A 20,578-nucleotide genomic window follows, 5' to 3' on the forward strand; every position below is an offset into this window, starting at 1 on the left:
GCCTGACCCTCCCCTGTGGGGGGCGGAGCCCCCCACAGGGGAGGGTCAGGCCAGGTGGGCCTGGACTTCGGCGGCCGCCTCGTGCCCGTACGCCTTCGCGAACCGCTCCATGAAGTGGCCGCGCCGCAGCTCGTACTCCTGCGTGCCCAGCGTCTCGATGACGAGCGTCGCGAGCATGCAGCCCAGCTGGGCCGCGCGCTCCAGGGACAGCTCCCAGGTGAGGCCCGCGAGGAAGCCCGCGCGGAAGGCGTCGCCCACGCCCGTCGGGTCGACCTTGGCCTCCTCCTGGGCGGGGCCGACCTCGATCACCGGCTCGCCGAGGCGCTCGATGCGCACGCCCTGGGCGCCCAGCGTGGTGACGCGGGTGCCGACCTTGGCCAGGATCTCCTCGCCCGTCCAGCCCGTCTTGGACTCGATGAGCGCCTTCTCGTACTCGTTGGTGAAGAGGTACGTCGCGCCGTCGATCAGCACCCGGATGTCGTCGCCGTCGAGGCGGGCCAGCTGCTGGGAGGGGTCGGCCGCGAAGGGGATGGCGCGGGAGCGGCACTCCTCGGTGTGGCGCAGCATCGCCTCGGGGTCGTCCGCGCCGATGAGGACCAGGTCCAGGCCGCCGACGCGGTCGGCGACGGGCTGGAGCTCGATCTGCCGGGCCTCGCTCATCGCGCCGGTGTAGAAGGACGCGATCTGGTTGTGGTCGGTGTCCGTGGTGCACACGAAGCGGGCGGTGTGGAGGACCTCGGAGATGTGGACGGAGGCCGTGTCGACGCCGTGGCGGTCGAGCCAGGCGCGGTAGTCCGCGAAGTCCGCGCCGGCGGCGCCCACCAGGACCGGCTTCAGGCCGAGCAGGCCCATGCCGAAGCAGATGTTCGGGCCCACGCCGCCGCGCCGGACGTCGAGCTCGTCGACGAGGAAGGAGAGGGAGACCGTGTGCAGCTGGTCCGCCACGAGCTGATCGGCGAAGCGGCCGGGGAAGGTCATCAGGTGGTCGGTGGCGATGGAGCCGGTGACAGCGATACGCACGACGGGTCTGCTCCCTGGGGGCGGTAACGGCGGGTGACAAAGAACGACGGCTCTCAAGCAGAGCCACACCACGCTACCGGGTCCCGGACGGATGACCAGGTCCGCTTCCCGCCACTCGGTACGTAAATCTACCTAATAGTAGGTCTTTCATCGCGGGCTCTTCCGTGCGTACGGTGCGGATATGCCGAAGACTGTGAAGGACGTCACTCCGCACGTCTCCGCACCCGACCCGGAGTCACTGGCCGAGCTGCGCGAGGACTGCGCCCGGATGGCACGCGACTGGACCGTTCCCCCCGCTTCCCGGGAGACCCGCCGGGTGGGGAGGACACCGATCTCACTGATCCACGGGGTCTCGGTGCCCGCCCGGTCGGCCCGGCTGCTGGACGGAATGTCCGAGTACGGCGACTGAACCACCCACCGGGGCCACTCCCGGTGGAACCGCTCGCTCCTGCGCTCCGTCCAAGCGGCGTCCCCCTCCCGGGGGATGCGGCTGTACATCACTTTGAGCGGAGCGAAGGAGCGATGCGGTGAGCACCGAGGGCGGCGGTCCGGGCGGCAGCCCCGAGAATCGGCGGCGCAGGCACTCGCCGCTGGCGGTGGCGTCGGTGGCGGCGGCGGTGCTGCTGGCGGGCGGAGGAGGCGCGTACTGGGCGGCGACGGCGTCGGGCGGTGGTGGCGGCACCCCGCCCCGGGCGGCCGACGCCGGGGGCACTCCCCCACCGCTCGCGCTGGACGGCTACGGCCGTACGAGCGGCTCCGGCGGCCCGTCCCAGGGCATCGCGGTCGGCGAGCCGGACCCCCACGGGGTGCGCTACCGGGCGGAGGGCAAGCTGCCGGACGGGCCGCGGAGCGGCGCCGTGCGCGTGGCCGACCGCGAGGTGACCGCCGACCGGGTGGCGGCGCTCGCCAAGGCCCTCGGGGTCGCGGGCACGCCCCGGCTGGTCCAGGACACCTGGACGGTCGGCGGCTCCCCCGACGCGGCGGGCCCCACCCTTCAGGTGGGCCGCAAGGGCCCGGGCGACTGGGCGTACTCGCGCTACGGCGTGCCGGGCGGGGCCCACTGCGAGCACCCGCCGGGCGCGGGACCCAAGAAGGCCACGGACTCCCCGGACTGCCCGTCCTTCCGGGACGGCGTCCCGTCCCTCCCCCCGGACCCGGCGGCCTCGCAGCCCGTGCCGGAGGAAAAGGCGAAGAGCGTGGCCGCGCCCGTGCTCAAGGCCCTGGGCCTGGACGGCGCGAAAACCGACGCCCGCAAGACGTACGGGGCCGTACGGACCGTCACCGCCGACCCGGTGGTGGACTCCCTGCCCACCTACGGCTGGCAGACCAGTCTGCGGGTCGGGTCCGACGCGCAACTGGTGGGGGGCAGCGGGCGGTTGCTGCTGCCGGCGAAGGGCGCGAGCTATCCGCTGCTGACCGCCACTCAGGCCCTGGACGAGCTCAACAAGGGCCCGGCGCCGGGCACTCCGGCCATCGGCGGCTGCGCGACGCCGGTGCCGTACAAGGACGACGCGGCGGTGCCCTGCGAGAGGAAGCCGGAGCCGCCCTCGGCGGTCACCGTGCGCGACGCGGTGCCGGGGCTGTCCGCGCAGTACGTCGGCGGGCGCCCGGCGCTGGTGCCCTCGTGGCTGTTCACGGCCGATCTGCCGGGCGGCGGCAAGGGCGACACGGTCACGATCGCCCAGCCGGCCGTGGACCCGAGGTTCATCGCCCGGCAGAGCGCTCCCCCGCCGGGCCGGCCGGGCGGGACGCCGGGGGCCGGTCCGGCGAAGTCCGGGGTGGTGCGCGTGGAGTCGTACACCGCGACCGACGGCGGCAGGAAGCTGACGCTGCGCTTCTGGGGCGGGGTGTGCAGCGACTACTCCGCGTCGAAGGAGGAGTCCGGGGCGGCGGTGACGGTGAAGGTCACGGGCACGGAGAAGGAGCCGGGCCGGTACTGCGTGATGATGCTCAAGCGCTTCGACACGACGGTGACGCTGGACCGGCCGCTGGACGACCGCAAGGTCGTGGACCTGGGGACGGGCGAGACCGTACGGGAGCAGCAGCAGAAGTGATGTGACGCGGGAACGACGAAGGGCGGCACCCCCCGGTGGGGGTGCCGCCCTTCGCGGTGGTCTTAGCTGAAGGAGTCGCCGCAGGCGCAGGAGCCGGTGGCGTTGGGGTTGTCGATCGTGAAGCCCTGCTTCTCGATGGTGTCGACGAAGTCGATGGAGGCGCCGCCCAGGTACGGGGCGCTCATGCGGTCGGTGACGACCTTCACACCGTCGAAGTCCTTGACGACGTCACCGTCGAGCGCGCGCTCGTCGAAGAAGAGCTGGTAACGCAGACCGGAGCAGCCGCCCGGCTGGACGGCGACGCGCAGGGCGAGGTCGTCGCGGCCCTCCTGCTCCAGCAGGGTCTTGACCTTCGCGGCAGCGGCGTCGGACAGGAGAATGCCGTCGCTCACCGTGGTCTTCTCGTCCTGAACGGACATCTGCTTCACTCCCGGGTCGTTCGGTACGGGTGCGGACTGCTTGCTCTCGCCAGCAACCGCCGAGGTCCCGGATTCATTCCGGGCGTGGACTGTGATGTCCGTCTTTCATGCTCGCACACCGGTCGGCCGAACGGGAATGCGTCACATCGACGCTATGGCCATCGTCAAAGTGACGTGAACCAGTTATGATAGATAGCGTCAAATTGACGACAAGGCTCGGCGGGAGGTCCGCACGCGCCGTCCGCAGAACAGAAAGGGTGCGTGTCGTGACCACCGCCCAGCCCTTGGATGTCCAGCCCACCCCCCTCGCCCTCCTGCTGCTCGGGCGGGAGTCCGACCCCCGGAGCGAGCGCGGCGTGGAGTGCCCCGGCGACCTGCCGGCGGCGTCCGACCCGGACCTGGTGGAGCGCGCCCGCGCGGCCAAGGCGAAGCTCGGGGACAAGGTCTTCGTCCTCGGCCACCACTACCAGCGCGACGAGGTCATCGAGTTCGCGGACGTCACCGGCGACTCCTTCAAGCTCGCGCGCGACGCGGCCGCCCGGCCCGACGCCGAGTACATCGTCTTCTGCGGTGTGCACTTCATGGCCGAGTCCGCGGACATCCTCACCACCGACGCCCAGCAGGTCGTCCTGCCGGACCTGGCCGCGGGCTGCTCGATGGCCGACATGGCCACCGCCGAGCAGGTCGCCGAGTGCTGGGACGTGCTGACGGAGGCCGGCATAGCCGATGTGACCGTCCCGGTCTCCTACATGAACTCCTCCGCCGACATCAAGGCCTTCACCGGCGAGCGCGGCGGCACCATCTGCACCTCCTCCAACGCCGAGCGCGCCCTGACCTGGGCCTTCGAGCAGGGCGAGAAGGTCCTCTTCCTGCCCGACCAGCACCTGGGCCGCAACACCGCCGTCCGCGACATGGGCATGTCGCTGGAGGACTGCGTCGTCTACAACCCGCACCGCCCGAACGGCGGGCTGACCGCCGAGGAGCTGCGCGCCGCGAAGATGATCCTGTGGCGCGGGCACTGCTCGGTGCACGGCCGCTTCTCCCTCGACTCGGTCAACGACGTGCGCGAGCGCATCCCGGGCGTCAACGTCCTGGTGCACCCCGAGTGCCGGCACGAGGTCGTGGCCGCCGCCGACTACGTCGGCTCGACGGAGTACATCATCAAGGCGCTGGAGGCCGCCCCGGCCGGCTCCAAGTGGGCCATCGGCACCGAGCTGAACCTGGTCCGCCGCCTGGCGAACCGTTTCGCCAGTGAGGGCAAGGAGATCGTCTTCCTCGACAAGACGGTCTGCTTCTGCTCGACGATGAACCGGATCGACCTGCCGCACCTGGTGTGGGCCCTGGAGTCCCTCGCGGAGGGCAAGGTCGTCAACCGCATCCAGGTCGACCCCGAGGTCGCGCGATACTCGAAGCTGGCGCTGGAGCGGATGCTGGCGCTGCCGTAACCGGCCGACGTCTCCGACAGCAGAGGCCCCGCACCATCCGGTGCGGGGCCTCCGTCGTCAGCCCCTCAGGGGCAGCGCCTGCCCCGCCACCACCAGCAGCAGGTGCTCGCACTCGTCGCCGACCGCCGCGTTGAGCCGGCCGAGCTCGTCGCGGAAGCGCCGCCCCGACGCCGTCGCCGGCACCACGCCCGAGCCCACCTCATTGCTGACCAGCACCACCGTCCGCCGGGTGGCCCGTATCGCGGCGACCAGCGCCGCCACCCGCCCGGCCAGGGCCTCCGCGCCGCCGTCGGCCCACTTCTCGTCGTCCCACGCGCCGACGGAGTCCATCGCGTCGGTCAGCCACAGCGCCAGGCAGTCGATCAGCATCGGAGGGCCGTCGGCGGCCAGCAGCGGGACGAGATCGCAGGTCTCGACCGTGCGCCAGGAGCCCGGCCGGCGCTCGCGGTGGTGGGCGACGCGCGCCGCCCAGTCCTCGTCGCCCTCACGGGTGCCGCTCGTGGCCACGTAGAGGACCTCGGGGAAGGACTCCAGCCGCCGCTCGGCCTCCACGGACTTGCCCGACCGGGCACCGCCCACGACGAGCGTCCGCCGGGGCAGGTCCGGTACGGCGTGGTAGTCGCCGACGACGAGTGTGGTGCCGTCCGCCACCGTGCGCGCCCCCGCCGCCGCCAGCCGGCGGTGGAGCTCCCGGCCGGGCGGCACGTCATGGTCCAGGTGGACGCCGATGACGTCGGTCGTCGAGCCCGCCGCCCCCGTCTCCCGCAGCCGGGCCAGCGCGTCGGGCCGCCCGAGCACATCGAGCAGCACCATCCCGTACGGGCCGGGCCGTGTGGTCTGCGACAGCCCGGCGGGCGCGGCGCCCGGCGGCAGATAGAGCAGCCGCTCGCCGTCCGGCGCCGTCACCTCGTACCCCGTGCCCGGCGCGTCCAGCGCCATGGCCCGGACCCGGTGCCCGCTGATCACCGACAGCTCGCGCCCGTCCGGCACCCGCACCGGCGCGGGCAGCCCGGCGGGGAACTCCACGGCGGGGCCGTCGTGCGGGTGGGAGAGCAGCACCTGGCGCACCCCCGCGATCGTCCGCCCCGCGCGGGCGGCGGCGAAGGCGGGCCCGGGGGTGAGGTCCAGCAGCAGCGCGCCGTCGACGAGCAGGGACGTCGCGGCCCGTGCCTCGTCCCCCACGGCACAGGCGCAGGCGGCACAGGGACAGTCGGGGCGCGGCAGGCCCTCGGGGGCCCCGGTGCCGAGGAGAGTCAGTTCCACCCCCTGATCGTCTCGCGTCGGCGGGCCCGGCGCGATCCATCACTACTCCGCGTCACCGGTGACCGTTAGGCTGCGACCGCAGAGGTTCCCCGATCGCCCAGGAGGCGGACATGGCGTGGACATGGCGGTTCGAGAAGGCCGACGGGACGGAGACGGTGCCGCCGGTGGAGCCGGAGGAGTTCACGACGCAGGGGGACGCGGAGTCCTGGATCGGCGAGGAGTGGCGCGCCCTGCTCGACGGCGGCGTCGACCAGGTCCGCCTCTTCGAGGACGACACGGAGATCTACGCGGCGCCGATGAGCCTCCATGAGGCGGCGGACGCCGGCTGACGAACGCCGGACGGGCTGACAAAGTCAGCCCGTCCGGCGTTTGAGGACCGGGGCCGGGGCGGAGCCCCGGAAAGCTCAGCCGCCCCGCACCCCGCACAGGTGCAGCAGCGCCGCCACGCCGCGGTACGGGTCCGTGCGCCCCGCACGTTCCTCCGCGGCCAGAAGGCCGTCGAGGTCCGTGGGCGCGGCCGCCCCGTCCGGCGCGAGGTCGGAGAAGACCCGCACCCCGTACCACGCGTGCAGCGGCGCCCCGATCCCCGCGAGCGTCGCCGTCAGCGTCTCCCGGCGGTCCGCGCGGACCTCCAGGCCGAGGCGGTTGGTGTAGGCGGGCGAGTCGAAGGCCCGCAGCGCGGTGGTGAAGTCGCCGGAGAGACCCGGCCGCATCGCCAGCGCGTCCGCGTTGCGGACGAGCAGGGAGAGCAGCCCGCCCGGGGCGAGCACCCGGGCCAGCCCCGCGAGCAGCGGGTCCGGCTCCGCCACGTACATCAGGACGCCGTGGCAGAGCACGACGTCGAAGGCGCCCGGCAGGAAGTGGGCGCCCGTGTCGCGGCCGTCGCCCTCGATCAGCCGCACCCGTTCCCGGATGCCCTCGGGCTCGCCCGCCAGCGCCGCGCGGACCGCGGCGATCATCTCGGGGTCCGGTTCCAGGCCGGTGACCTCATGGCCGGCACGGGCCAGGCGCAGCGCCTGGGTGCCCTGGCCGAGGCCGACGTCGAGGACGCGCAGCCGACGGCCGACCGGGAACCGGCCGGCTATCTGCTCGTCGATCTGGCGGGCGACCAGTTCCTGACGAACGGTGTTCCGCACTCCCCCGAGCCCGCCCAGCCACCCTGTGGCGCCGCCCCCGAAGCCCGAAGCGAAGGCGCTCAGCGCTTCTCCCCGCGCTTGACCTTCGGCTTGGGCAGGCGCAGCCGGCGCATCTGGAGGGTGCGCATCAGGCCGTAGGGGACGGCTCCGCGCAGGTTCTCGTCGGGGAAGCGCTGCTTGAGGGCGCGCTTGAGGGTGATGCCCGTGATCACGGAGTTGATGACGATCAGGAGGATCACCACCAGCCACGCGAGCAGGACGTACGCCTGGAAGGCGCCGCGGTTGATCATGCTCAGTACGAGGATGAGCACGGCCAGCGGCAGGAAGAACTCGGCGACCGAGTAGCGCGCGTCGACGAAGTCGCGGACGTAGGAGCGCACCGGTCCCTTGTCGCGGGCGGGCAGATAGCGCTCGTCACCGCTGGCCAGGGCCTCGCGCTGCTTGGCCATGTCCACTCGGCGGGCCTCGCGGGCGCGCTTGGCCGCCTCCTTGCGGTTGGCCGGGGTGGCGGCCAGGGTGCGGCGCTGCGAGTTGGCCTCGCTGCGCTTGGGCGTGGGGCGGCCCTTGGGCGCCTGCGGGTCACGGGGCTTCTTCGGCTGGTCCGCGGTCACCTCGGGGGTCGCGGCCTGCGCTTTCGAACGGCTTCGGAACACGGGACCCAAGGGTACGGGCTTTCCGTGCCCGATCGCGGTCCGGCCGGGCACGATCCGGCAACGACCGGCGTGCGCCCCGGCGCCCGCGCCTCCCCTCCCCCGGGTTTTCCACTCCTCCTTGCGCGTGAGGCGGCCCGGTCCTGATCGTCCTGGAGGAGGAGCGCATCCGGGCCCGGACAGTGCGGTAATGGAAGCGGGGCCCGTACTGTGGGTTCTGAAAGTTGTGCCGGAGCCTAAGCCCGAGCCAAGGTCGGTCAGAAGGGGGCGCGCGAGGCCCATGAGCGGTGTCATGAAGCGGATGGGGATGATCTTCCGCGCGAAGGCCAACAAGGCCCTGGACCGGGCCGAGGATCCGCGCGAGACCCTCGACTACTCGTACCAGAAGCAGCTGGAGCTGCTGCAGAAGGTGCGGCGCGGCGTCGCCGACGTGGCCACGTCCCGCAAGCGTCTGGAGCTCCAGCTCAACCAGCTCCAGAGCCAGTCCGGAAAGCTGGAGGAGCAGGGCCGCAAGGCCCTGGCGCTCGGCCGGGAGGATCTGGCGCGTGAGGCGCTGACCCGTCGTGCCGCGCTCCAGCAGCAGGTCAGCGATCTGGAGACGCAGCACCGGACGCTCCAGGGCGAGGAGGAGAAGCTCACGCTCGCCTCCCAGCGCCTCCAGGCCAAGGTGGACGCCTTCCGGACGAAGAAGGAGACCATCAAGGCGACCTACACGGCCGCCCAGGCCCAGACCCGGATCGGCGAGGCGTTCTCCGGCATCTCCGAGGAGATGGGCGACGTCGGCCTGGCCATCCAGCGGGCCGAGGACAAGACCGCGCAGCTCCAGGCCCGCGCGGGCGCCATCGACGAGCTGCTGGCCTCGGGCGCGCTCGACGACCCGACCGGCATGGCCAAGGACGACATCACCGCCGAGCTCGACCGGCTCTCGAGCGGCTCGGACGTGGAGATCGAGCTCCAGCGGATGAAGGCCGAGCTGGCCGGCGGCACCGCCGCCAAGCAGGCCATCGAGGGCGGGTCCGCCGGGCAGGCGCAGCAGGCCCAGCCGCAGGACCGGCCGCGTTTCGACAAGAGCTGAGCCGCGCCGAGCGGGAGCCGACCCGAGCAAGGGAGAGACCGTCATGATCGTACGGATCATGGGGGAGGGCCAGGTGAAGCTGGCCGACAGCCACTTCACCGAGCTCAACAGCCTGGACGACGAGCTGCTCGAGGAGATGGAGAGCGGCGACGAGGAAGGCTTCCGGCGCACGCTGGGGGCGCTGCTCGACGCCGTGCGCCGGCTGGGCACTCCACTGCCCGACGACGCCCTGGAGCCCTCCGAGCTGATCCTGCCCGCGCCCGACGCCTCGCTCGAAGAGGTCCGGCAGATGCTCAGCGACGACGGCCTGATCCCCGGCTGACGTTTCCCGGCCGGGCCCGCCGAAGCCCCGCCGGGCGGCGCGCCACCACGGCACTCCGGCATGCCTCCGCGCCCTCGTTCCCCCCGGGAACGGGGGCGCGGCCGGTCTCCGTACCTCCGATGGGATCGCGATGAACTCCCTCGCCGCCACGGGCCTCGCCCGTCCGCGCCGCTGGCTGAGCGGCCATCCGCTCGCCGCCGACACCCTCCTGTCCGGCCTCGTCTTATGCCTCGTCGTCGTGGGCGCGTTCCTGGCGCCGCGCGCCGAGCGGCATCCGCCGGGCGCCGTGTTCCTGCTGCTGTCCGCCGCCGCCTGCGGCGCCCTGGTGCTGCGCCGCCGGGCGCCCCGCGCGGTCCTCGGGGCGACGTGCGGGCTGACGGTCCTGGCCGTCGTGCTCACCCGGGGCGACGGGCCGCCGCGCACCACGATCGCCATGAGCGCCGCGGTCGCGCTCTACACGGTGGCCGTCCGCAGCGAGCGCCCCGCCGCGCTGCGGACCGTCGTCACCACCGTCACCGCGCTCACCGGTGTGGTGATGCTCCTGGGCGCCCCGCCCTGGTACGCGCAGGAGAACTTCGGCCTCATGGCCTGGACCGGGCTGGCCGGCGCGGCGGGGGACGCCGTCCGCAGCCGCCGGGCCTTCGTCGCGGCCATCGAGGAGCGGGCCGTGCGGGCGGAGCGCACCCGTGAGGAGGAGGCCCGCCGCCGGGTGGCCGAGGAGCGGCTGCGCATCGCCCGTGAGCTCCATGACGTCGTCGCCCATCACATCGCGCTCGTCAACGTCCAGGCGGGCGTGGCCTCGCACATCATGGACAGCCGCCCCGAGCAGGCCAAGGAGGCCCTCGCGCATGTCCGGGAGGCCGGCCGCTCGGCCCTCGCCGAGCTCCGCGCGACCGTCGGACTGCTGCGGCAGTACGGCGACCCGGCGGCCCCCACCGAGCCGGCGCCGGGCCTGGGCGACCTCGGGCGGCTCGTCGAGGGCTTCGCCCGGGTGGGCCTGTCCGTCGGTGTCGTCGCCGTCCCGGCGACGCCCGGGGCGACCGGCGGCGCCATGGGCGCGGAGGCGGCCGCGGCCGCCGTGGGGGCGCTGCCGGGGGCGGTCGATCTGACGGCCTATCGCGTGCTCCAGGAGGCGCTGACCAATGTGCACAAGCACGCGGGCCCCGGCGCGCGGGCCGAGGTGCGGCTGCGCCGGGGCGCCTACGCCCTGGAGCTGACGGTGGTGGACGACGGCGGGAAGCGCCCCGAGGCCGCGCGGGTCCCGGCGGACGGCGCGGCGGAGGCGGGCGGCCACGGGCTGCTCGGCATGCGGGAGCGGGCCGTCGCGCTCGGCGGGAGCTGCGCGGCGGGCCCCCGCGGGCCGGGCACGCCGGGCTTCCGGGTGTGCGCGGTGCTGCCCCTGCCGGGCCCCGGCGCACCCGCCCCTAGGGTGAGCGCATGAGCGATCCGATCACGGTTCTCCTGGCCGACGACCAGGCGTTGTTGCGCAGCGCGTTCCGGATACTGGTGGACTCCGAGCCGGACATGCGGGTGGTGGGCGAGGCGGCGGACGGCGAGCGGGCGGTGGCCCTCGCCCGCGCGCACACGCCCGACGTGGTCCTGATGGACATCCGGATGCCGGGCACGGACGGGCTGGCCGCGACCCGGGCGATCTGCTCCGACCCGGCGCTGGCGGCCGTGCGGGTGGTGATGCTGACGACGTTCGAGGTCGACGAGTACGTGGTGGAGTCGCTGCGCGCGGGCGCGTCCGGGTTCCTCGGCAAGGGCGCGGAGCCCGACGAGCTGCTGGCGGCGATCAGGATCGCGGCGGCCGGCGAGGCCCTGCTGTCGCCCACGGCGACGAAGGGGCTGATCGCGACGTTCCTGGCGCAGGGCGAGGGCCACGCCGCGCCCCCGGCGGAGCGCGCCGAGCGGCTGACGGCGCTCACCGGGCGGGAGCGGGAGGTGCTGACGCACGTGGCCGGAGGGCTGTCCAACGAGGAGATCGGGGGGCGGCTCTCGGTCAGCCCCCTGACCGTCAAGACGCATGTCAACCGGGCGATGGCCAAGCTCGGCGCGCGCGACCGGGCGCAGCTGGTGGTCATCGCGTACGAGTCGGGGCTGGTCCGGCCGGGGGTGGGCTGACCTGCGACGGGGCCGGCGGTGGCGGCCCCGCCCCGGCACCGCCCCAGTGACGCCTGGAATAGGGCAAGTTGGACGGCACTGGCCAACTTGCACAGGAACGGTAGTGTGTCGCGGATGAGCGGTCTGAATCTGGATGAGTTCGCCACGCTGATCGAGCGCCCCGACTCCGCCGCCCGGCGTGACGCCGAGGCGCGGCGGGCGCGCCTGGGCCCGCGCCCCGGTGCGCTGGGCCGGCTGGACGAGCTGGGCGAGTGGCTCGCCGCCGCCCAGGGCACGGTGCCGGTGAAGCCGGTCGAGCGGCCCAGGGCGCTGCTGTTCGCGGGCGACCACGGGGTCGCGGCCCTGGGTGTGTCGGGCGGTCCGAAGGGCGGGGCGGCCGAGCTGGTCCGCGCGACCCTCGACGGCACGAGCACCGTCGCGATCCTGGCCCGCCGCTTCGGCGTGGGGCTGCGCGTGATCGACATGGCGGTGGACTGCGACCCGGCGGAGCTGCCCGAGGAGGTCACGCGGCACCGGGTGCGGCGCGGCTCGGGCCGGATCGACAGCGAGGACGCGCTGACCGCCGAGGAGGCCGAGCGGGCGTTCCGCACGGGCATGGCGCTCGCCGACGAGGAGGCCGACTCCGGCACCGACCTCGTCGTCCTGGGCGATCTGAGCGTGGGCGGCACCACGGCGGCGGGCGCCCTGATCGGGGCGCTGTGCGGCACGGACGCGTCCGTGGTCACCGGCCGGGGTGGCTTCGGCATCGACGACCTGGCCTGGATGCGCAAGTGCGCCGCGATCCGGGACGCGCTGCGCCGGGCCCGCCCGGTCCTGGGCGACCAGCTGGCGCTGCTGGCCGCGACGGGCGGCGCGGACCTGGCCGCGATGACCGGGTTCCTGCTCCAGAGCGCGGTGCGCCGGACGCCGGTGATCCTCGACGGTGTGGTCTCCGCCGCGTGCGCGCTGGTGGGCCAGCGGGTGGCCTTCCGGGCGCCGGACTGGTGGCTGGCGGGGCAGACCGGCGGTGATCCGGCGCAGGCGAAGGCGCTGGAGCGGATGGCGCTCAACCCTCTGCTCGATCAGGGCGTCACAGTGGGCGAGGGGACAGGGGCGCTGCTCGCCCTGCCATTGGTGCAGGCGGCCGCGGCCCTGGCGGCGGAGCTTCCCGAGCGCTCCTGACGCCGGCCGTGACGGGCCGGCGGATCACGGTGAGCGCACGGAATTCCCCGCAGAAGGTGCCCCATATGCTCACTTTTCATGGGAGAAGTCCGCTTGACTCCGGATGAGGGCGTCCACAGCGACCGAGGCGCGACCCGGCGGCGGCGAGCCGCCGGCTTCGCCGTCTGGTACCTGCGTGCCGTTACGTTCGTCAACCTGCTCGGCGCGGTCTGGGTGTCCTTCGGCGCCGACATCCGCAGGCACAACGTCGACGAGTTCTTCACGCCCTACCTGCTGACGGCGGGCTTCTCGCCGGCGGTGGTGTCGGTGTTCATGGCGATCACCATGCGCCGGCGCAAGCGGGCGGCGTGGATCCTCAACCTGGTGCTGGCGGGCCTGCTCCTGCTGGTGCTGGCGTTCGTGATGTTCTTCCCGGAGTTCCGCCGGCACCCGCTGAACTGGTTCTCCCTGATCGTCACCGCCCTGTTCACCCTCGCCCTGCTGGTGGGCCGCCGGGAGTTCTACGCCAAGGGCGACCGCTCCAACCCCAAGCTCGCCACCGCCGTCGCGGCGGCCGGCCTGCTGGTCACCTCGCTGCTGGCGGCCGGGCTGGTGACGATCACCAACGAGTCCACCGACGAGCAGCGCTCCACCTTCCTGGACCGCTGGCACTACGGCGTGATGCGGCTGATCTCCATCGCCGCCGACGACTCCCGCTACGCGGGCATCGCCACCCCCGGCTGGGTCGACGTCACCATCAACGTGATGAGCGCGGCCCTGCTGATCGGCGTGGCCTTCGCGGCCTTCCGCTCCCGCCGCGCCGCCGACCCCCTCACCCCCGAGGACGAGTCGCGGCTGCGCGAGCTGCTCGGCAAGTGGGGCGACCGCGACTCGCTGGGCTACTTCGCGCTGCGCCGCGAGAAGAGCGTCATCTGGTCCCCCTCCGGCAAGGCCGCCGTCACCTACCGCGCCATCGGCGGGGTCTCGCTGGCCTCCGGCGACCCCATCGGCGACCCCGAGGCCTGGCCCGGCGCCATCGAGCCCTGGCTGGCCGAGGCCCGCGAGCACGGCTGGATCCCCGCCGTGATGGGCGCGAGCGAGGAGGGCGGCACGATCTACGCCCGGCACGGCCTGGACGCCCTCGAACTCGGCGACGAGGCGATCGTCGACACCGCCGAGTTCACCCTGGAGGGCCGGGCCATGCGCACCGTCCGCCAGGCGTACAACCGCGTCAAGCGCGCCGGATACACCGTCACCATCCGGCGCCACGAGGACATCCCCGAGGAGGAGATGGCCACGCTGCTGCGCCGCGCCGACGACTGGCGCGACGGCGCGACCGAACGCGGCTTCTCCATGGCCCTGGGCCGCCTCGGCGACCCGGACGACGGGCGCTGCGTGATGCTGGAGTGCCATGACGGCGACGGTGAGCTGCGCGCGGTGCTGAGCTTCGTGCCCTGGGGCCCCAAGGGCCTGTCGCTGGACCTGATGCGCCGTGACCGGGACTCCGAGAACGGCCTGATGGAGTTCATGGTCATCGAGCTGCTCCAGCGGGCGAAGGAGCACGGCGTCACCCAGGTGTCGCTGAACTTCGCGATGTTCCGGTCCGTCTTCGAACGGGGCTCGAAGCTCGGCGCCGGCCCGGTGCTGCGGATGTGGCGCTCACTGCTGAGCTTTTTCTCCCGCTGGTGGCAGATCGAGTCGCTCTACCGAGCAAATGCGAAGTACCGCCCCATCTGGGAGCCTCGTTTCATGCTGTTCGAGAAGAGCAGTGACCTGCTGCGGATCGGTGTGGCCGCCGCCCGGGCCGAGGGCTTCCTGGAGGCTCCCGGCCTGCCCAAGTGGCTCAATCGCAAACACCTGGAGAGCCGGCGATGACCCGCGCGGCGCTGCTCCGCGCCGCGCGCACCGAATGGGGCCCGCTGTACGCGGCCGTACGGGGGACGTTCACCCGTAAGCGGTTCGCGGCCGTGCCCATGACGCTCACGGCCGTCGCCCTCACGGCGGTCTTCCAGGTGATCCAGAACCAGTCCTGGGGCTACGAGCCCGTCCAGCGGCTCGGCTCCGTCCAGGCGCAGCTGCCCTGGTGGATCGCGCTGCTGCGCACTCCCCTGTCGCTGTTCGTGCCCGCGCTGGACCTCCCGGTGTGGGGGGCGCTGGCCCAGATCCTGATCGTCTTCGGCCTGGCCGAGGCGTGCCTGGGCAAGTGGCGCACCCTGGCCGTGGCCTACACCGCCACCCTCGCGGGGACGATGTACGCCCGGCTGGGCGTCGACCTCGGCCCCGGCTCGCCGCTGGGGCTGCCGCCGGAGGCCGCCAAGGTCATCGACACCGGCCCCTCGGCGGCCGTCGTGGGCCTCGCGATCTACGTCTCCTGGCGCTACCGGGCCTGGTTCACCTGCGGCCTGGTGGTGACGGCCATGGTGGTCGAGGTGATCGTCAAGCCCAATCTGGCGGGCAAGGAGCACATCGCCGCCATGACGGTGGTCCTGGTGATGTGCGCCGTCGACGAGCTGCGCCGGCGGCGCAAGCCCCGCCGGGACGCCCACCGTGAGCACGACCTGCGGCCCGGCGTGCCCGCCGGGGGCGCGCTCAGCGATCCGGCGCGCCCGCCAGGAGGTCGTGAATCCTGATCCGCACGGCCGCCCAGCGCGCGTCGTGCCGGTAGGCGCGCACCCGGGCCCGGCGGCGGGCCCGGGGCCGCCGCCGGTAGAAGCGCCGGGCCCAGGGCGAGCCCGGCCGGGCCAGCCGCACCGCGCCCACGATCGCCACCAGCGGCACCACCGCGCCGATCAGTGCGAGCCGGGGCTTGCCCTTGGCCAGGGCGACCAGCGCCAGCAGGAAGTTGGCCAGGGTGTTGGTCACCACGATGGTGCGGTTCTGGAGCTCGTCGGGCGTCAGCTCGTTCACCCCGAACGGGGAGAAACCCGCGAGCACCAGCGCCACCAGCGCCGCCGTCAGCACCACGATCTCCACGCTCTTGCGGCCCTGCTCGGTCCAGTACACGTCGTCCAGGTGGAGGATCAGCGCGAACTCGTCCAGCACCAGCCCCGCGCCCATGCCGAAGAGCACCGCCGCGAGCGACGCCCCGAAGCCGTGCCGCCCCTCGGCGACCGCCGCGAAGCCCCCGACCACCATCAGCACCACACCCGGCACCACATGGTGGACATGCAGCCCGCCCGGGCGGATGTTGCGGAACGGTCCCTTGCCCGCCCGGATCAGCCGGGTGATGACCCGGGTCACCAGGAACGTCAGCACAAAGGCCCCGAGCGCCAGCAGCAGCGGCAGCTTGCCCGGCTCGACGATGTTGCGTGCCAGCCAGTGACCCATCCGACTCTCCGCTCCCACACCGGCCTTGACCAGGCCGTAAAGCAAAAATACTGCCGCCGGGCGCGGGATACCCTGCCCGCGATGACCGACACGACCTCAGCCCGCGCCACCGCCGGGGACGCCCTGCGCTTCGCCTTCGGCACCCTCACCGCCCTCCCCGTGCGCCTCACCCGCTGGGACCGCGCCGCCGCGCGCGGCGGCATGCTGGCGGCACCGCTGGCCGGGCTGGCGGTCGGCGGCTGCGCCGCCGCCACGGGCCTGGCGCTCCTGTGGCTGGGCGGCGGCCCGCTGCTCGCCGCCGCGGCCGCCGTCGCCGTCCCGGCCGCGCTCACCCGCGGACTGCACCTGGACGGCCTCGCGGACGTCGCCGACGGCCTCGGCAGCGGCAAGCCCGCCCCCGACGCCCTGCGGATCATGAAGCAGTCGGACATCGGCCCGTTCGGCGTCATCACCCTGCTGCTGGCCCTCCTCGGCCAGACCGCGGCCCTCGCCCGGGCCTACGAGGCGGACCCGGCACGCGGCGCCCTCGCCGCCGTGACGGCGGCCCTCGCGGCCCGCTGCGCCCTCACCCTCGCCTCGCGCGCGGGCGTGCCGGCCGCGCGCCCGGAGGGGCTGGGCGCCGCCGTGGCGGGCGCCGTCCCCCGGACGGCCGCGTACGCGACCGCGGCCGCCGTCACCGCCGTCGCGGCCGGGGCGGGCGCGCTCCTGGGCCCGTACGACGCGGTGCGCTGCGCCCTGGCCGTGACGCTCGCCCTGACCTCGGGCGAGGCGCTGCTGCGGCACTGCCGGCGACGCTTCGGCGGGGTCACCGGCGACGTCTTCGGGGCGCTCGCGGAGACGGCCGCGACGGCCGCCCTGCTCGTCCTGGCCCTGGGCCGGGCGTGACCGCCGGGGATACGCTCTCGCGTGCCGGGCGGCCCGGGCCCGGACGGTCCGTGCACGGCGCATACGATCACTGGGTGCGGCCGGCCCACCACTATCGGCCGAGAATTCAACGGAAGTAGGGACACCCACCACCGTGACTGCTCTGACTCTCAGCACTTCCAGTGCGGCGACGCTGCGCGCGGACGCCGTTGTCGTCGGTGTGGCGAAGGGCCCGAAGGGCCCCGTCGTCGCGCCCGGCGCCGAAGCCGTGGACCAGGCGTTCGACGGCAAGCTGGCCGCCGTCCTGGAGACCCTCGGCGCCTCCGGCGGCGAGGGCGAGGCCACCAAGCTGCCCGCCCCGTCCGGCCTGAAGGCCCCGGTCGTGCTGGCGGTCGGTCTGGGCGAGCTGCCCGCCGAGGACGAGGGCTTCGCCGAGGAGGCGCTGCGCCGCGCGGCCGGCACCGCCGCCCGTGCGCTGGCCGGCGTCAAGAAGGCCGCCTTCGCCCTGCCCGTCGAGGACGCCGAGTCCGTCGCCGCCATCGGCGAGGGCGCGATCATGGGCGCGTACTCCTTCACGTCGTACCGGGGCACGGACGGCAAGAAGGAGACCGCCAAGGCCGACAGGAGCGCGCCGCTGGCCGAGGCCGCGATCCTGGGCGGCAAGCCCCGCGACAAGGCCTTCAAGGCCGCCGTCGAGCGGGCCGCCGCCGTGGCCGGCGAGGTCAACCGCGCCCGCGACCTGATCAACATCCCGTCCAACGACCTCTTCCCCAAGAGCTTCGCCACCGAGGCCCAGACCGCCGCCAAGGAGCACGGTCTGAAGGTCGAGGTGCTGGACGAGAAGGCGCTGCTCAAGGGCGGCTTCGGCGGCATCATGGGCGTCGGCCAGGGCTCGGCCAACCCGCCCCGCCTGGTCCGCGTCGCCTACACCCACCCGAAGGCGGAGAAGACCCTCGCCCTGGTCGGCAAGGGCATCACCTACGACTCGGGCGGCATCTCCCTGAAGCCGGCCGGCCACAACGAGACCATGAAGTGCGACATGAGCGGCGCCGCCGCCGTGTTCGCCGCGGTCGTGGCCGTCGCGAAGCTCGGTCTTCAGGTCAACGTCACGGGCTGGCTGGCCCTCGCGGAGAACATGCCGTCCGGGACCGCCACCCGTCCGGGCGATGTGCTGAAGATGTACAGCGGCAAGACCGTCGAGGTGCTGAACACCGACGCCGAGGGCCGCCTGGTGCTGGCCGACGCCCTGACCCGCGCCTCCGAGGAGAACCCGGACGCGATCGTGGACGTCGCCACCCTCACCGGCGCCATGGTCCTGGCGCTGGGCGAGCGCACCTTCGGCGTCATGGCCAACGACGACGCCTTCCGCGCCGCGATCCACGAGATCGCCGAGGAGGTCGGCGAGCAGGCGTGGCCGATGCCGCTCCCCGCCGAGCTGCGCAAGACCATGGACTCCTCGATCGCCGACATGGCCAACATGGGCGACCGCATGGGCGGCGGCCTGGTGGCCGGCCTGTTCCTGAAGGAGTTCGTCGGCGAGGGCATCACCTGGGCGCACCTGGACATCGCGGGCCCGGCGTTCCACGAGAAGGCCCCGTACGGCTACACCCCGAAGGGCGGCACCGGCTCGGCCGTCCGCACCCTGGTCCGGCTGGCGGAGCGCACCGCCGACGGCGACCTCGGCTGAGGCCCCCGGGTCTGAGCGACGCGGCCCCGGGAATGCCCCGGGGCCGCGTCGCGTTGCTTCCCGGCGGATGTTCGCCAGCGGCGAAAACACACATTTCTACGCACTGGTAACCCCCGAAGGTGACGCATCAGTCGTCACTCAGGCCCGGCCCGGCGTCCCGCCCTCCGTCAACAAGTGCGAAGATGTTGTCCCGGCAGGACAGGGCCCACCCATCACAGGGCCGAAGCAAAGCGGCCGTACGACAGCCGCCGCCCGGTCACCGATGACCGGACGGCGCACCATGCATGGAGGACGTGACGTGGCGAACGACGCCAGCACCGTTTTCGACCTAGTGATCCTCGGAGGCGGCAGCGGTGGTTACGCCGCCGCCCTGCGTGGAGCCCAGCTGGGTCTCGACGTCGCCCTGATCGAGAAGGACAAGCTGGGCGGCACCTGCCTGCACCGCGGCTGCATCCCCACCAAGGCGCTGCTGCACGCCGGTGAGGTCGCCGACGCCGCTCGCGAGGCCGAGCAGTTCGGTGTCAAGGCCTCCCTGGAGGGCATCGACATCGCGGGCGTCCACAAGTACAAGGACGACGTGATCTCGGGCCTGTACAAGGGCCTCCAGGGCCTGGTCGCCTCCCGCAAGGTCACCTACATCACCGGTGAGGGCCGCCTGTCCTCCCCCACCTCCGTCGACGTCAACGGCCAGCGCATCACCGGCCGCCACGTCCTGCTGGCCACCGGCTCCGTGCCGAAGTCGCTGCCGGGCCTGACCATCGACGGCGACCGCGTCATCTCCTCGGACCACGCGCTGGTCCTGGACCGCGTCCCGAAGTCCGCGATCGTGCTGGGCGGCGGCGTCATCGGCGTCGAGTTCGCCTCCGCGTGGAAGTCCTTCGGCGCCGACGTCACCATCGTCGAGGCCCTGCCGCACCTCGTCCCGGTCGAGGACGAGAACAGCTCCAAGCTGCTGGAGCGCGCCTTCCGCAAGCGCGGCATCAACTTCGCCCTCGGCTCCCGCTTCTCCGGCGTCGAGTACACCGCCGACGGCGTGAAGGTCTCCCTGGAGAACGGCAAGACCTTCGAGGCCGAGCTGCTGCTCGTCGCCGTCGGCCGCGGCCCGGTCTCCCAGGGCCTGGGCTACGAGGAGGCCGGGGTCGCCATGGACCGCGGCTACGTCCTCGTCGACGAGTACATGCGCACCAACGTGCCGACCATCTCGGCCGTCGGTGACCTCGTCCCGACCCTCCAGCTCGCGCACGTCGGCTTCGCCGAGGGCATCCTGGTAGCGGAGCGTCTGGCCGGGCAGAACCCCGTGCCGGTCGACTACGACGGCGTGCCGCGCGTCACGTACTGCCACCCCGAGGTCGCTTCCGTCGGTATCACCGAGGCGAAGGCCAAGGAGCTGTACGGCGCCGACAAGGTCGTCACCCTGAAGTACAACCTCGCCGGCAACGGCAAGAGCAAGATCCTGAAGACCGCGGGCGAGATCAAGCTCGTCCAGGTGCGGGACGGTGCCGTGGTCGGCGTCCACATGGTCGGCGACCGGATGGGTGAGCAGGTGGGCGAGGCCCAGCTGATCTACAACTGGGAGGCGCTGCCCGCCGAGGTCGCCCAGCTCATCCACGCGCACCCGACGCAGAACGAGGCCATGGGCGAGGCCCACCTGGCTCTGGCCGGCAAGCCGCTGCACTCGCACGACTGAGTCCCGAGCGCACCACCATCCGCACTACTCGTAAGGAGCAACCGCAATCATGGCGGTTTCCGTAACCCTGCCGGCGCTCGGCGAGAGCGTGACCGAGGGCACCGTCACCCGTTGGCTGAAGGCCGAGGGTGAGCGAGTGGAGGCCGACGAGCCGCTGCTCGAGGTCTCCACCGACAAGGTCGACACCGAGATCCCGGCCCCCGCCTCCGGCATCCTCGCCTCCATCAAGGTGGCCGAGGACGAGACGGTCGAGGTCGGCTCCGAGCTGGCCGTCATCGACGACGGCACCAGCGCCCCCGCCGCTGCCGCTGAATCTGCCGCAGTCCCTGCCGCCGCCGAGGCCCCGGCCCCGGTCGCCGAGGCCC

The 20,578-nt window shown here is 73.3% G+C and carries 21 protein-coding genes; 15 read left to right on the forward strand and 6 right to left on the reverse strand.

Annotated elements, in window-relative coordinates; translation table 11 throughout:
* Window positions 1–45: 45 nt before the first annotated feature.
* Complete coding sequence (locus K6I33_RS13155; RefSeq protein ID WP_229351235.1) at window positions 46–1,020, reverse strand: carbohydrate kinase family protein; 975 nt, start codon at window positions 1,018–1,020, stop codon at window positions 46–48.
* A gap of 181 nt (window positions 1,021–1,201) precedes the next feature.
* Here K6I33_RS13155 and K6I33_RS13160 point away from each other — a divergent pair, with 181 nt between their 5' ends.
* The gene (locus K6I33_RS13160; RefSeq protein WP_229351237.1) at window positions 1,202–1,429 is read left to right on the forward strand and encodes a hypothetical protein; all 228 of its coding nucleotides are present in this window, start codon (window positions 1,202–1,204) and stop codon (window positions 1,427–1,429) included.
* Between the two features lie 118 nt (window positions 1,430–1,547).
* Complete coding sequence (locus K6I33_RS13165) at window positions 1,548–3,074, forward strand: hypothetical protein (protein ID WP_229351239.1); 1,527 nt, start codon at window positions 1,548–1,550, stop codon at window positions 3,072–3,074.
* A 62-nt stretch (window positions 3,075–3,136) separates the two neighbouring features.
* Here the strand turns inward: K6I33_RS13165 and erpA are convergent, their stop codons facing one another.
* A complete protein-coding gene (gene erpA / locus K6I33_RS13170) occupies window positions 3,137–3,493 on the reverse strand; it encodes an iron-sulfur cluster insertion protein ErpA (RefSeq protein WP_229351241.1) in 357 nt (118 codons plus the stop codon).
* Between the two features lie 266 nt (window positions 3,494–3,759).
* Here erpA and nadA point away from each other — a divergent pair, with 266 nt between their 5' ends.
* Window positions 3,760–4,938 (forward strand): quinolinate synthase NadA, encoded by a 1,179-nt coding sequence (gene nadA, locus K6I33_RS13175; RefSeq protein ID WP_229351243.1) that lies wholly within the window; start codon window positions 3,760–3,762, stop codon window positions 4,936–4,938.
* Between the two features lie 57 nt (window positions 4,939–4,995).
* Here nadA and K6I33_RS13180 read toward each other — a convergent pair whose 3' ends face one another.
* Window positions 4,996–6,201: a bifunctional adenosylcobinamide kinase/adenosylcobinamide-phosphate guanylyltransferase gene (locus K6I33_RS13180; RefSeq protein ID WP_229351245.1), complete on the reverse strand. Its 1,206-nt coding sequence runs from the start codon at window positions 6,199–6,201 to the stop codon at window positions 4,996–4,998.
* A 110-nt stretch (window positions 6,202–6,311) separates the two neighbouring features.
* Between K6I33_RS13180 and K6I33_RS13185 the strand changes: the two genes are divergently transcribed.
* Complete coding sequence (locus K6I33_RS13185; RefSeq protein ID WP_229351247.1) at window positions 6,312–6,530, forward strand: hypothetical protein; 219 nt, start codon at window positions 6,312–6,314, stop codon at window positions 6,528–6,530.
* A 75-nt stretch (window positions 6,531–6,605) separates the two neighbouring features.
* On the opposite strand, the gene K6I33_RS13190 is transcribed toward K6I33_RS13185, so the two are convergent.
* Complete coding sequence (locus K6I33_RS13190; RefSeq protein WP_229351273.1) at window positions 6,606–7,313, reverse strand: methyltransferase domain-containing protein; 708 nt, start codon at window positions 7,311–7,313, stop codon at window positions 6,606–6,608.
* An 83-nt stretch (window positions 7,314–7,396) separates the two neighbouring features.
* On the reverse strand, window positions 7,397–7,990 hold the full coding sequence (locus tag K6I33_RS13195) for a DUF3043 domain-containing protein (RefSeq protein WP_229351249.1): 594 nt from the start codon (window positions 7,988–7,990) through the stop codon (window positions 7,397–7,399).
* 277 nt (window positions 7,991–8,267) lie between these two features.
* Here K6I33_RS13195 and K6I33_RS13200 point away from each other — a divergent pair, with 277 nt between their 5' ends.
* The 7 genes from K6I33_RS13200 to K6I33_RS13230 all read left to right on the forward strand — a co-directional run bounded on the left by K6I33_RS13200 (window position 8,268) and on the right by K6I33_RS13230 (window position 15,278).
* Complete coding sequence (locus tag K6I33_RS13200) at window positions 8,268–9,062, forward strand: PspA/IM30 family protein (RefSeq protein WP_229351251.1); 795 nt, start codon at window positions 8,268–8,270, stop codon at window positions 9,060–9,062.
* Window positions 9,063–9,105: 43 nt separating this feature from the next.
* Window positions 9,106–9,384, forward strand: coding sequence for a hypothetical protein (locus K6I33_RS13205; RefSeq protein ID WP_229351253.1), 279 nt, complete (start codon window positions 9,106–9,108; stop codon window positions 9,382–9,384).
* 130 nt (window positions 9,385–9,514) lie between these two features.
* Window positions 9,515–10,825: a sensor histidine kinase gene (locus tag K6I33_RS13210; protein WP_229351255.1), complete on the forward strand. Its 1,311-nt coding sequence runs from the start codon at window positions 9,515–9,517 to the stop codon at window positions 10,823–10,825.
* Window positions 10,822–11,508, forward strand: a complete 687-nt coding sequence (locus tag K6I33_RS13215) for a response regulator transcription factor (RefSeq protein WP_229351257.1) — start codon at window positions 10,822–10,824, stop codon at window positions 11,506–11,508. Before K6I33_RS13210 ends, K6I33_RS13215 begins: the two co-directional genes overlap by 4 nt.
* Before the next feature lie 114 nt (window positions 11,509–11,622).
* Complete coding sequence (gene cobT / locus K6I33_RS13220; RefSeq protein WP_229351259.1) at window positions 11,623–12,669, forward strand: nicotinate-nucleotide--dimethylbenzimidazole phosphoribosyltransferase; 1,047 nt, start codon at window positions 11,623–11,625, stop codon at window positions 12,667–12,669.
* A gap of 78 nt (window positions 12,670–12,747) precedes the next feature.
* Entirely contained in the window at window positions 12,748–14,523 is a 1,776-nt protein-coding gene (locus tag K6I33_RS13225) for a phosphatidylglycerol lysyltransferase domain-containing protein (RefSeq protein ID WP_229351261.1), read from the forward strand.
* Entirely contained in the window at window positions 14,520–15,278 is a 759-nt protein-coding gene (locus K6I33_RS13230; protein ID WP_229351263.1) for a hypothetical protein, read from the forward strand. The genes K6I33_RS13225 and K6I33_RS13230 overlap by 4 nt, the downstream gene beginning before the upstream one ends.
* Here K6I33_RS13230 and K6I33_RS13235 read toward each other — a convergent pair.
* On the reverse strand, window positions 15,238–15,975 hold the full coding sequence (locus K6I33_RS13235; RefSeq protein WP_229351265.1) for a hypothetical protein: 738 nt from the start codon (window positions 15,973–15,975) through the stop codon (window positions 15,238–15,240). The two genes, K6I33_RS13230 and K6I33_RS13235, sit on opposite strands and share 41 nt — an antisense overlap.
* 81 nt (window positions 15,976–16,056) lie before the next feature.
* On the opposite strand from K6I33_RS13235, the gene K6I33_RS13240 reads away from it, so the two are divergent.
* From K6I33_RS13240 to K6I33_RS13255, 4 genes are all read left to right on the forward strand, one after another.
* Complete coding sequence (locus K6I33_RS13240) at window positions 16,057–16,860, forward strand: adenosylcobinamide-GDP ribazoletransferase (protein WP_229351267.1); 804 nt, start codon at window positions 16,057–16,059, stop codon at window positions 16,858–16,860.
* Window positions 16,861–16,993: 133 nt separating this feature from the next.
* A complete protein-coding gene (locus K6I33_RS13245) occupies window positions 16,994–18,526 on the forward strand; it encodes a leucyl aminopeptidase (RefSeq protein WP_229351269.1) in 1,533 nt (510 codons plus the stop codon).
* Window positions 18,527–18,824: 298 nt separating this feature from the next.
* Window positions 18,825–20,213, forward strand: a complete 1,389-nt coding sequence (gene lpdA, locus K6I33_RS13250) for a dihydrolipoyl dehydrogenase (protein WP_229351271.1) — start codon at window positions 18,825–18,827, stop codon at window positions 20,211–20,213.
* Between the two features lie 49 nt (window positions 20,214–20,262).
* Window positions 20,263–20,578: biotin/lipoyl-containing protein (locus tag K6I33_RS13255; RefSeq protein WP_308297145.1), on the forward strand; the 316-nt coding region annotated here is incomplete at its 3' end.

Origin of the sequence: Streptomyces sp. UNOB3_S3 (assembly GCF_020740895.1) — a bacterium.
In the GTDB taxonomy this organism is placed as follows: Bacteria; Actinomycetota; Actinomycetes; order Streptomycetales; family Streptomycetaceae; genus Streptomyces.

Coding starts and splice junctions, on each gene's coding strand:
- K6I33_RS13160 (WP_229351237.1), top strand. CDS start 1,202: ATGCCGAAGACTGTGAAGGACGTCACTCCGCACGTCTCCGCACCCGAC.
- erpA (WP_229351241.1), bottom strand. CDS start 3,493: ATGTCCGTTCAGGACGAGAAGACCACGGTGAGCGACGGCATTCTCCTG.
- K6I33_RS13185 (WP_229351247.1), top strand. CDS start 6,312: ATGGCGTGGACATGGCGGTTCGAGAAGGCCGACGGGACGGAGACGGTG.
- K6I33_RS13200 (WP_229351251.1), top strand. CDS start 8,268: ATGAGCGGTGTCATGAAGCGGATGGGGATGATCTTCCGCGCGAAGGCC.
- K6I33_RS13205 (WP_229351253.1), top strand. CDS start 9,106: ATGATCGTACGGATCATGGGGGAGGGCCAGGTGAAGCTGGCCGACAGC.
- K6I33_RS13210 (WP_229351255.1), top strand. CDS start 9,515: ATGAACTCCCTCGCCGCCACGGGCCTCGCCCGTCCGCGCCGCTGGCTG.
- K6I33_RS13215 (WP_229351257.1), top strand. CDS start 10,822: ATGAGCGATCCGATCACGGTTCTCCTGGCCGACGACCAGGCGTTGTTG.
- cobT (WP_229351259.1), top strand. CDS start 11,623: ATGAGCGGTCTGAATCTGGATGAGTTCGCCACGCTGATCGAGCGCCCC.
- K6I33_RS13225 (WP_229351261.1), top strand. CDS start 12,748: ATGGGAGAAGTCCGCTTGACTCCGGATGAGGGCGTCCACAGCGACCGA.
- K6I33_RS13230 (WP_229351263.1), top strand. CDS start 14,520: ATGACCCGCGCGGCGCTGCTCCGCGCCGCGCGCACCGAATGGGGCCCG.
- K6I33_RS13235 (WP_229351265.1), bottom strand. CDS start 15,975: ATGGGTCACTGGCTGGCACGCAACATCGTCGAGCCGGGCAAGCTGCCG.
- K6I33_RS13240 (WP_229351267.1), top strand. CDS start 16,057: ATGACCGACACGACCTCAGCCCGCGCCACCGCCGGGGACGCCCTGCGC.